Source organism: Variovorax xiamenensis (genome assembly GCF_050916385.1).
Taxonomy (GTDB): Bacteria; Pseudomonadota; Gammaproteobacteria; order Burkholderiales; family Burkholderiaceae_C; genus Variovorax.
The window spans coordinates 3,493,209-3,502,530 of the sequence record NZ_CP139038.1; the positions used below are offsets into that span (position 1 = coordinate 3,493,209).

At 69.2% G+C, this 9,322-nt stretch carries 12 protein-coding genes; 10 read left to right on the top strand and 2 right to left on the bottom strand.

Annotated features, from left to right (window positions below; translation table 11 throughout):
* Nucleotides 1–146: 146 nt before the first annotated feature.
* Both SFB74_RS15960 and SFB74_RS15965 read left to right on the top strand, forming a co-directional pair.
* Nucleotides 147–719 (top strand): 2'-5' RNA ligase family protein, encoded by a 573-nt coding sequence (locus SFB74_RS15960; RefSeq protein WP_432731752.1) that lies wholly within the window; start codon nt 147–149, stop codon nt 717–719.
* 111 nt (nt 720–830) lie between these two features.
* A complete protein-coding gene (locus tag SFB74_RS15965) occupies nt 831–1,325 on the top strand; it encodes a RidA family protein (protein ID WP_432731753.1) in 495 nt (164 codons plus the stop codon).
* Here the strand turns inward: SFB74_RS15965 and SFB74_RS15970 are convergent.
* Nucleotides 1,322–2,392, bottom strand: a complete 1,071-nt coding sequence (locus tag SFB74_RS15970; RefSeq protein ID WP_432731754.1) for a DUF72 domain-containing protein — start codon at nt 2,390–2,392, stop codon at nt 1,322–1,324. The genes SFB74_RS15965 and SFB74_RS15970 overlap by 4 nt on opposite strands.
* A 63-nt stretch (nt 2,393–2,455) precedes the next feature.
* Between SFB74_RS15970 and SFB74_RS15975 the strand changes: the two genes are divergently transcribed.
* From SFB74_RS15975 to SFB74_RS16010, 8 genes are all read left to right on the top strand, one after another.
* A complete protein-coding gene (locus SFB74_RS15975; protein ID WP_432731755.1) occupies nt 2,456–3,943 on the top strand; it encodes a sensor histidine kinase in 1,488 nt (495 codons plus the stop codon).
* Complete coding sequence (locus SFB74_RS15980; RefSeq protein WP_432731756.1) at nt 3,940–4,590, top strand: response regulator transcription factor; 651 nt, start codon at nt 3,940–3,942, stop codon at nt 4,588–4,590. The genes SFB74_RS15975 and SFB74_RS15980 overlap by 4 nt, the downstream gene beginning before the upstream one ends.
* 118 nt (nt 4,591–4,708) lie before the next feature.
* The gene (locus SFB74_RS15985; protein ID WP_432731757.1) at nt 4,709–5,215 is read left to right on the top strand and encodes a GlcG/HbpS family heme-binding protein; all 507 of its coding nucleotides are present in this window, start codon (nt 4,709–4,711) and stop codon (nt 5,213–5,215) included.
* On the top strand, nt 5,215–5,919 hold the full coding sequence (locus tag SFB74_RS15990; protein ID WP_432731758.1) for an ankyrin repeat domain-containing protein: 705 nt from the start codon (nt 5,215–5,217) through the stop codon (nt 5,917–5,919). Before SFB74_RS15985 ends, SFB74_RS15990 begins: the two co-directional genes overlap by 1 nt.
* Before the next feature lie 53 nt (nt 5,920–5,972).
* A complete protein-coding gene (locus SFB74_RS15995) occupies nt 5,973–6,617 on the top strand; it encodes an FMN-binding negative transcriptional regulator (protein WP_432731759.1) in 645 nt (214 codons plus the stop codon).
* A 1-nt stretch (nt 6,618) separates the two neighbouring features.
* Entirely contained in the window at nt 6,619–6,843 is a 225-nt protein-coding gene (locus tag SFB74_RS16000) for a hypothetical protein (protein ID WP_432731760.1), read from the top strand.
* Entirely contained in the window at nt 6,833–7,954 is a 1,122-nt protein-coding gene (tadA, locus tag SFB74_RS16005) for a tRNA adenosine(34) deaminase TadA (RefSeq protein WP_432731761.1), read from the top strand. The genes SFB74_RS16000 and tadA overlap by 11 nt, the downstream gene beginning before the upstream one ends.
* Nucleotides 7,951–8,919 (top strand): LD-carboxypeptidase, encoded by a 969-nt coding sequence (locus SFB74_RS16010; RefSeq protein WP_432731762.1) that lies wholly within the window; start codon nt 7,951–7,953, stop codon nt 8,917–8,919. Before tadA ends, SFB74_RS16010 begins: the two co-directional genes overlap by 4 nt.
* Before the next feature lie 61 nt (nt 8,920–8,980).
* Here SFB74_RS16010 and SFB74_RS16015 read toward each other — a convergent pair whose 3' ends face one another.
* Nucleotides 8,981–9,316 (bottom strand): hypothetical protein, encoded by a 336-nt coding sequence (locus tag SFB74_RS16015; protein WP_432731763.1) that lies wholly within the window; start codon nt 9,314–9,316, stop codon nt 8,981–8,983.
* Nucleotides 9,317–9,322: the final 6 nt, after the last annotated feature.

The window sequence follows — 9,322 nt, forward strand, 5'->3', positions numbered from 1 at the left end:
CACCGGCGTGCGACGATTCTCGAAACGCAGCCTGAAGGAGTGCTTGGCGCTTGCTGAAGAGCAGATGAAGAGCCCATGCCATGGGCGATGATCGAGGCATGTCAGATCAGCTTCTTCTTCCAGGCATCGAGCCTCCACCCAAACCCTTGCCGCGCCCTCGCAGCAAGGTGCGTCCCAAGGCTCCGCCCCCCGAACACTCTCTCTTCTTCGCCATTCTTCCGGGGCCGCAGGATGCCGCCTCCATCGCCGCGCTGGGCGAGCGCATGAACTCGCAACACGCACTGAAAGGAACACTGGTCGCGGCGCATCGCCTGCACGTCACGCTCTTCGATCTGGGTGACTACGCCGAGGTGCCGGCTGACAAGGTCGCGCTGGCCTCGAAGGCCGCCGCGTCGGTACCGGCCCCGGCATTCGACATCGTCTTCGAGAAGGCGATGAGCTATGCCAAGGGCGCGCTCGCGCTGTGCTCCGACGATGACGAAGGCGTCTCCGCACTCAAGGCCTTCAGGCAGCGCTTGGGCGAGGCATTGGCCGATGCGGGTCTGAAGCCCGCGCGATCCTTCACGCCGCACATGACGCTGGCCTACGCACGGCGCAAGCTGGAAAGGCACGGGCTCGAAGAAGCCGTCCGATGGTCCGCAGGCTCGCTGGTACTCATCGACAGCCACGTGGGCGAGGGCGTGCACGAAGTGCTGGGCCGCTGGCCCGAGGCAGCCTGACGTGGCCTGAAATGGCGTCGTGCGCTCTGTTCTGCCTCGCATCGGCGCCTTCTGTATCTGTTTCACCGCGCAGGCGCTGACGACAATGACACTCCCTTTCACGGAAACGACATGACAGCAGAAAAGACCCGGGACCAGATCGCCGACCAGATTGCCGCCGAACTGGGCCACAGCTTCGACGGCGAGATCATTGCCGGAGGCCACTACGTGCCGCTGGTGCGCGATGGCCGCACGGTCTACCTCAGCGGCCAGGTGCCGCGCGTGGGGACCACGGTGGTGGTCACCGGTCGCGTGGGCGATGCGGTGTCGCTCGACAAGGCACGCGAGGGCGCGCAGATCTGCGCATTGCGCAGCCTCGCGCTGTTGCGGCGCGCGCTTGGCTCGCTCGACGCGGTGGAGAAGGTGCTGCGCGTCGGCGTGTTCGTGCAGTGCACGGCCGATTTCACGCAGCAGAGCGAAGTGGCCGATGCCGCCTCCGATCTGCTGCACCGCGTCTTCGGCGAGGCCGGCGTGCATGTGCGCACGGCGGTCGGCGTCTATGCGCTGCCGAAGAACGCGACCGTCGAAGTCGAGATGACGGTCGCCGCGAAGCAGAACATCGGCTAGCGCGGCGCGAGGCTCAGAATGTCCCGCGCCAGCTGCGCGATCGTCAGCGGCGCGCAGCCTTCGGCGTTGTTGCTCACGGTAACGAAGGCGTTCTGGCCCGCGCGGGTGGTGCCGGCAATCACCTTGGCGAGCGCGGCGCGCGTCTCCGGATCGGGGTCGACGATCTTGTCGAAGGGGCCGTAGAGCTTTTCCGCGTCTTCGTAGCCGAAACGGCCGTGGCGCCGGTGCAGGTTCCATCGGCACACCAGCGGCCCGGGCCACATGGCGCGCAGCATCGGCAGCTGGTCTTCGATCGGCGGCATCTTGGCGTGCAGGCCCATGCAGAAGGTGGCGCCCACGCTGCGCAGCATTTCGGCAAAGGCGGGGTTCAGCAGCTGCGGGTCGCGCACCTCGACGGCGATCACCGCGTCGGGTGCCGTCGACCTGATGTCGGGCAGCGATTCGAGCATCGCCGCGATGCGCGCGAGTAGGGCGGGCTGGTCGGCCAGGATGTGCCCCGGGATCGGGCTCAGCTGGAACACCAGCACGCCGATGCGATGACCCAGCCCTTCGAGCGCGGGCAGCACGAATTCCTGCCGTGCGATCTCGCTGCTGAGGAACACGGGGTTGGCCTGCATGCCGCGGCCGCTTTCATCGCGCACCGTCGCGTCGGTCACTAGGCTCGGCGCCTTCACCATGAAGCGGAAGTCGTCGGGCACCATGCTCGCGTAGCGGGCGTACTGGCTGGCGGTGAGGGCGCGGTAGAAGTTGCGGTCCACGCTCACCGTGCGGAAGAGCGGATGCTTCGCGAGCGCGGAGAGGCCGTTCTTCGAGAGCACGGTCTCGGCGTACTCGCCGTCCCAGACCAGGTTCGCCCAGCCAGGGTAGCTCCATGACGAGGTGCCGAGCCGCAGGCTGGGCGGCAATGCAGCCGCCAGTTCGACCAGCTCCGGGGCGGTGGGCGCGGGCTCGACCGTGGCGGTGCGCGGCTTCTTCTTCGAGGCGGGCTCGGCGGGCGGCGGCGCTGCTGCCGGTGCGCCCTCGGGGCGCGGAAGATCGGGAAAGAGGGAGTCCTGTACGTCGGCCATGGCTGGTGCCGCATTTTCGGCCAAGCGGAAGGCCGCTTCGCCGTGCCGGGCACAATCCGCGCCATGAAACAGTGGTTGCGCGCGCAAGGTGGATGGTGGCTGGCATGGCTGGCGCTCACCGCCGTGGGCGCCGTGTGGATCGCGCGCGCCGAGCTGGCGCAGATGCAGCAGGACTTCGAGACCGACGTGCGCATCGCCCACCGTCTCATGAGCCAGCAGATGGTGCAGTACGACGCCGTGCTGGCCACCCTCGCGCTGCTGGAGCCCAGCACGGGCGCGGACCATCCCGAGCAGCGCCTGCCTTCCGTGTACTCGTCGATCCTGCGCGTGCAGCGGCGCGATCGCGACCAGTCCTGGCCCGACAGCGCGCGCGCCGGCGCACTCGACGCCGCCGAAGCACGCTCGCGCAGCCTGCAGCGCGCCGAGCTGGCAACGCTCGACCTGACCCATGGCCGCTACACGCTGGTGATCGGCGCCACGCCTTTCAGCTATGCGCTCGACATCGACCTCGCCGGCTCCGTGCCGTGGCGCGACTGGCCGATGAACCCGCAGCGCAGCCCGGTGCGGCTGAGCCTGCAGCGCGACGGCCAGCAGCTGGTGCTGCAACCCGGTGCCCTGTCCGCGAGCCCGGAGAGCGGATGGCGCTTCGCCCTGAGCAAGGCGCTGGCATCGCCGAGCCAGCCTTTCGATCTCGTGGCCGAGCGGCAGGTGGGCTGGGGCGAGCTGCCGTGGCGCGCCGTCGCCGGCTGGGCGCTGGCCATGGCCGTGCTGCTGGCGGGCCTGTGGGCCGCGCAGCGCCAGCGCGTGGCGCGGCGGCGGGCCGAGGAGCTGTTGCGGCTCGGGCAGGTCGCGCGGCTCAATGCGCTGGGCGAACTGTCGGCCGGCCTCGCGCACGAACTCAACCAGCCGCTGACGGCGGTGCTGGCCAACGCCCAGGCCGCTCGCCGCCTGCTCGACGACGAGCCGCCCGACCTGGCCACCGCACGCGACGCGATGGGGCAGGCGGTCGAGCAGGCACGCCGCGCGGCCGGCGTGGTGGGGCGCCTGCGCCGCGTGATCGAGCGGCCCGAAGCCGGCGGCGATACCCGGCCGCTGGTGCTGCAGGAAGTCGTGCGCAGCGCCATGCACCTGCTGGCGCCCGAGTTCGCGAAGCACGACGTCGCCGCGCAGTTCGACGCCACGGCGCAGGCCCCGGTGCGCGTGCAGGCCGAGGCGGTGGCGCTGGAGCAGATCGTGCACAACCTGCTGATGAACGCGCTGCAGGCCCTGGAACTCGTGCCGGCGGCCGAGCGGCGCCTCGTCGTGTCCGTCGGCCGCAACGGGCAGGAAGGCGTGCTGACCGTGACCGACAACGGACGCGGCATTGCCCCCGAAGCCCTGCCGCGCCTCTTCGAACCTTTCTTCAGCACGCGCGAGGGCGGGCTGGGCCTCGGCCTGAGCCTCAGCGAGACGCTGGCCGGCGGCATGGGCGGCAGCCTGAGCGCGGCCAACGCCTCGCCGCGCGGCGCGCGCTTCACCTTGCTGCTGCCCCTCGTCGCACCTTCGCCGTGAACACCCCGAACACCCGTCCGCATCCGCCGCAGTCCCCGCTGGTCCACCTGATCGACGACGACCAGGCGGTGCGCGACGGCCTCTCGCTGCTGATCGGCACGGTCGGGCTGCGCGTGCAGGCGTGGGCCGATCCGCAGGCCTTCATCGACGGCTTCGACCGTGCGAGTGTCGGCGCCATCGTGCTGGACGTGCGCATGCCCGGTATCAGCGGGCTCACGGTGCTCGACCGGCTGGTGGCGCAGGGCGTCGACCAGCCGGTGATCATGCTGACAGGCCACGGCACCGTCGAGATGTGCCGCCGCGCCTTCAAGGCCGGCGCGGCCGAGTTCCTCGAGAAGCCGGTGGACGACGAGCAACTGCTCGAGGCGCTTCAGCAGGCGGTGCGCCAGCATGTGCGATCGCGCGAACGCTCGCAGGCCGACAACGCGGCGCGCGAGCGGGTGGCGCAGCTGTCGGAGCGCGAGCGCGAGGTGCTGGCCTTCATCGTGCAGGGGCTCACCAACAAGGAGATCGCGCGCACGCTCGCGCTGTCGCCGCGCACGGTCGAGACGCACCGCGCCAACCTGTTCGCCAAGCTCGACTGCGATTCGCTCGCGCAGCTGATCCGGCGCTATGCGGTGCTGGTGGACGGGAAGGGCGCTCCGTAGAACTACGGAGCGCCGGGCGTAGCCGTACGAATGGCCCGCGAGGCCGGCGTTTTCTACAGTGGCGCAGCCGTCGGCGAGGGCCGGCGCAACAACCCGCATCCACTGGAGATCACGAACAATGCAATCCATCATTCGCCTCGGCGGCGTCGCCGTCCTGCTCGCAGCCTCCTTCGCCCAGGCCCAGGCCCAGACGCCCGCACCGGCCGTGCGCACCGAAAAGAACATCTCGCTCGCGCTGGCCAACCAGATCGCCGCAGAAGCAGTGGCCGCCTGCGCCGCCAACGGCTACAACGTGGCCGCCACCGTGGTCGACCGCGCCGGCACCGTGCGTGCCGTGCAGCGCGCCGACAACGCCGGCCCGCACACGCTGGCATCGAGCGAGCGCAAGGCATGGACCTCGGCTTCGGCCAAGAGCCCCACGCAGGCCATGATGGAAGGCGCGCAGAAGAACCCTGGCGCCGCCAACCTGGTCTACCTGCCGGGCTTCCTGCTGCTGGGCGGCGGCGTGCCGGTCAAGTCGGGCAATGAAGTGATCGGCGCGGTCGGCGTGGGCGGTGCGCCCGGCGGCCACCTCGACGAGCAGTGCGCCAACGCGGCGCTCGAGAAGGTCAAGGGCCAGCTCTGATGACCGGGCGCGGTATCTGGTCGGGCCTGCTGGCGGTCGCGCTCGGGCTGGGCGTGCCGGCCGGTGCGCTTGCCCAGGTGCCGCCGCTGGCGGCCGAGGTGCTGGCCTTCGAAGGGCTGCACCAGGCCGCCTGGCATGGCGACCTGCAGAAGCTGAAGGCGCTGGTCGCTTCCGGCGCGAATCTCGATGCGCGCGATGCGCGCGGACGCACGCCGCTGCACGTCGCCACCTTCGCGCGGCAGCGCGAGGCGATCAGGCTGCTGGCCAAGGCCGGCGCCGACCTCGACCTGCTGGAGGACGACCGCTACGACGCCGTCACCATCGCATCGGTGGCCGACGACGCGGCCACGCTCTCCGTGCTGCTGTCGCTCGGGGCCAAGCCGGGGCAGATCACGAGCCGCTACGACGGCACGGCGCTCATCGCCGCCGCGCACCTCGGGCACGACGAAGTGGTGCGCAGGCTGATCGCCGCGGGTGCCCCGCTGGACCACGTCAACAACCTGCACTGGACGGCGGTGATCGAGTCCATCGTGCTCGGCGACGGCGGCCCGCGCCACCAGCGCACGCTGGCCGCACTGGTCGATGCCGGCGCCAACCTCAAGCTGACCGACCGACAGGGCAACACGCCGCTGCAACTGGCGAAGGCGCGCGGATACACCGCGATGGCGAAGCTGTTGGAGGCGCCGCGGGCTACAGCAAAGTAGGCAGCTCGGGGAGAATGGGGCCTCGCCGCGAGGCGCCACGAGGAAATCGCCCCATGTACATGCCCCCGCAGTTCAATGCCAAGGACCCGGCCATCGCGCTGGAGCTGATGCGCTCGCATCCCTTCGCGAGCCTGATCTCGAACGACGACGACGGACTGCCGTACGTCACGCACCTGCCGTTGGTCGCCGAGCAGCGCGCGGGCGACGAACTGGTGCTGTGGGGGCACTGCGCCAAGCCGAATCCGCACTGGCGCTACCTGCAGGCCAGGCCGCGGGCAGTGGTCACCTTTCTGGGGCCGCATTCGTACCTGTCGCCCTCCGTCTATCCCGACCTGGCCCGCGTGCCCACGTGGAACTACCTGGCCGTGCACTGCACCGTCGAGGCGCGGCTGATCGAGGAGCCGGCGGACAAGGACGCGCTGCTCAAGAAGCTGATCCACGACCACGAGCCCACCTATGCGCAGCAATGGCGCGACCTGGGCGAGGAGTTCCAGCTCAAGATGCTGGCCGGCATCACCGGCTTCGAGCTGCGCGTGACGGCACTGCAATGCAAGATCAAGCTCAACCAGCATCGCCGTGAATCGCATGCCGCGATGCACGCCGTGTACAGCGCGGGCACGCCCGACGAACAGGCGCTCGCCGTGTGGATGGGCCGCCTGGGCATGAATGCCGGGGCTCCCGTGGCGGAGGGCAGCTGAGATGCGCGGATTGGGCCTTATCGGCCTCGTGCTGGTGCTCGTGATCGTCGGGCTGGTCGCGAAGAAGCAATTGGCCGGCGTGGCCGCTTCCACGCAACCGGCAGTGCCCGGTGTCGCGTCGCCGGCTGCCGGCGACGCGCGCATGAATCCGCAGCAGGTGCAGCAGCAGGTCAAGGAGGCGCTGGACGCCGCCGCGAAGACACGCCAGATGCCCGATGACAACTGAGCCGACCCCGTCGCCTTCACCCGCCGCGAACGACGACGCCCACTGGATGGCGCTCGCGCTCGCCGAAGCCCGGCTTGCCGCGGAGGCCGGCGAGGTGCCGGTGGGCGCGGTGCTGGTGAAGGATGGGCAGCTGATCGCGACGGGGCGCAACACGCCCGTTGCGCACCACGATCCCAGCGCGCATGCCGAGATCAATGCGCTGCGTGCGGGAGCGCTGGCGCTAGGCAACTATCGGCTCGACGGCTGCGAGCTGTTCGTCACGCTGGAGCCGTGCGCGATGTGCTCTGGGGCAATGCTGCATTCGCGCCTCGCGCGCGTGGTGTATGGCGCGGCCGATCCGAAGACCGGCGCGGCCGGCTCGGTGCTCGACCTTTTTGCCGAGCCCCGGCTGAACCATCGCACGCTGGTCGAGGGCGGGGTACTGGCGCAAGAGTGCGCCGCGGTGCTGCAGGCCTTCTTCCAGCAGCGCCGGAATGCGGCGCGCGCGCAAGCCGAGCCGTTGCGCGACGACGCGCTGCGCACACCGACCGAGCGCTTCGAAGCACTGGCCGACTACGACTTCGACCCGCACTACGTTCAAGACCTGCCCGGCCTGCATGGCTGGCGCATGCACTACATCGACGAAGGTGCCGGCGATGCAGCCTGCTGCCTCTGCCTGCACGGGCCCGGCGAATGGGGCTACTTCTTCAGGCATCTCGCGGGCCAGCCCGGACTGCACACGCTCGTGCCCGACCTGATCGGCTTCGGCAAGAGCGACAAGCCGAAGCGCGAGGCGGTGCATCGTCTCGAGTGGCATCGCGATGTGCTGCTCGAATGGCTGGCTCGCGTGCGGCCTGACTCGGTGCCGATGGCGCTCGTGCACAGCGAGGCAGCTTCCGGGCTTGCCGCGTTGCTCCAGGCGGCCGCGCCCGGTCGCTTCGCGGTGGCTTTCGTTGCGCCGGAAGGCAACGAGCACATCGGGAGTGCGTGGCGGGCGCCTTATCCCGACCGGGGCTTCGAAGCTGCGCTGCGTGCACTCGGCCCTGTCGCCACGTCCTCGGGACCGACGCCGCAGCAGGCACGAACGCTCGTGCCGCAAGTGAGAAACGCAATGGGATACTCGAACGCGTGACCAAACACATCTACATCTATTCCCCCTCCAGCGCGGTCCGCGACAAGGCCGCTTTCCGGCGCGGCGTGAAGCGGCTCAAGGCGCTGGGCCATGAAGTCGAAGTCGACGATGCGGCACTCTCGGTGCACCAGCGTTTCGCGGGCGACGACGCCACGCGGCTCGCGGCGATCTCGCGCGCTGCGGCCAGCGGCGCGGACGTGGCACTCATCGCGCGCGGCGGCTACGGGCTCACGCGCATCCTCGATGCCGTTCCGTACAAGGCGCTGGCCAAGGCGATCGAGAAGGGCACGGAGTTCGTCGGCTGCAGCGATTTCACCGCGCTGCAGAACGCGCTGCTGGTCAAGACCGGCGCGGTGACCTGGTCGGGCCCCGCCGTCGGCGAAGACTTCGGCGCCGAGGGCGGCCCCGACGACATCATGGAAGCCTGCTTCGACGACCTGCTGACGGGGCAGGGCGAAGGCACCGGCTGGCGCATGCCGGCGCGCGATGTCGACCTGAAGTTCAAGCCCGTGCAGGACGCCGTTCTGTGGGGCGGCAATCTCTGCGTGCTCACCAGCCTGCTCGGCACGCCGTACTTCCCTGCCGTGGAGAAGGGCGTGCTTTTCATCGAAGACGTCAACGAACACCCGTACCGCATCGAACGCATGCTCGACCAGCTGAAGATGGCCGGCGTGCTGGCGCGTCAGCGGGCCATCGTCTTCGGGCAGTTCACAGGCATCCGCAAGGTGCCGGGCTACGACCGCGGATTCGGCCTGAGCACCGTGATCGACCGGTTGCGCGTCTCGCTCAAGGTGCCGGTGCTTGCGGGCCTGCCATTCGGCCATGTGCAAACAAAGGTGTTATTGCCCGTGGGGGCGAAGGTGTCGATGGCCGCTGAAGGGCGTGATATTTTTCTCGTTTGGGGTCACCGACACGCACACGCGCATGACGACCATCATGGACATGACCATCATCACGCCCATTGATTCGGACACAAAGAGAATAAAACGTTAAAAATGAAAACGGCCCCGAGGGGCCGTCGCAGTTTCAGGTGTTCTTGGTAAAGCGTTGATGCGCGCGAGGCCCCATCGAGCCAGGCAATCCGCCTTTGAACATGCTGTTGATGGTTTTCATCTGCCGGCGCGCCGCGGTTTCACCGTCGATGGCGCTCAGCGCGATCATCACGTCCTGCCGCAGGTACCAGAGTGCCTCGACATCGGCCGCAAAACGCACCCGTTGGCTGACGCGCTGGACCGAGTGACCGCCATGGCCCTGGAGCACCGACAGCATCGCGGTACGGATGCGCCCCAGCTGGTTCTCCGTCGCTTGACGGGATCCGGTGCCGGGTACGTTCAGCAGACGAAGAAGACGGCGAAGGAACATGAGACG

Excerpts from the sequence above, each read along its gene's own strand:
- SFB74_RS15990 (WP_432731758.1), top strand. The coding sequence starts at position 5,215 with ATGACCGGGCGCGGTATCTGGTCGGGCCTGCTGGCGGTCGCGCTCGGG.
- SFB74_RS15965 (WP_432731753.1), top strand. The coding sequence starts at position 831 with ATGACAGCAGAAAAGACCCGGGACCAGATCGCCGACCAGATTGCCGCC.
- SFB74_RS16015 (WP_432731763.1), bottom strand. The coding sequence starts at position 9,316 with ATGTTCCTTCGCCGTCTTCTTCGTCTGCTGAACGTACCCGGCACCGGA.
- SFB74_RS16000 (WP_432731760.1), top strand. The coding sequence starts at position 6,619 with ATGCGCGGATTGGGCCTTATCGGCCTCGTGCTGGTGCTCGTGATCGTC.
- SFB74_RS15975 (WP_432731755.1), top strand. The coding sequence starts at position 2,456 with ATGAAACAGTGGTTGCGCGCGCAAGGTGGATGGTGGCTGGCATGGCTG.
- SFB74_RS15970 (WP_432731754.1), bottom strand. The coding sequence starts at position 2,392 with ATGGCCGACGTACAGGACTCCCTCTTTCCCGATCTTCCGCGCCCCGAG.
- tadA (WP_432731761.1), top strand. The coding sequence starts at position 6,833 with ATGACAACTGAGCCGACCCCGTCGCCTTCACCCGCCGCGAACGACGAC.
- SFB74_RS15995 (WP_432731759.1), top strand. The coding sequence starts at position 5,973 with ATGTACATGCCCCCGCAGTTCAATGCCAAGGACCCGGCCATCGCGCTG.
- SFB74_RS15985 (WP_432731757.1), top strand. The coding sequence starts at position 4,709 with ATGCAATCCATCATTCGCCTCGGCGGCGTCGCCGTCCTGCTCGCAGCC.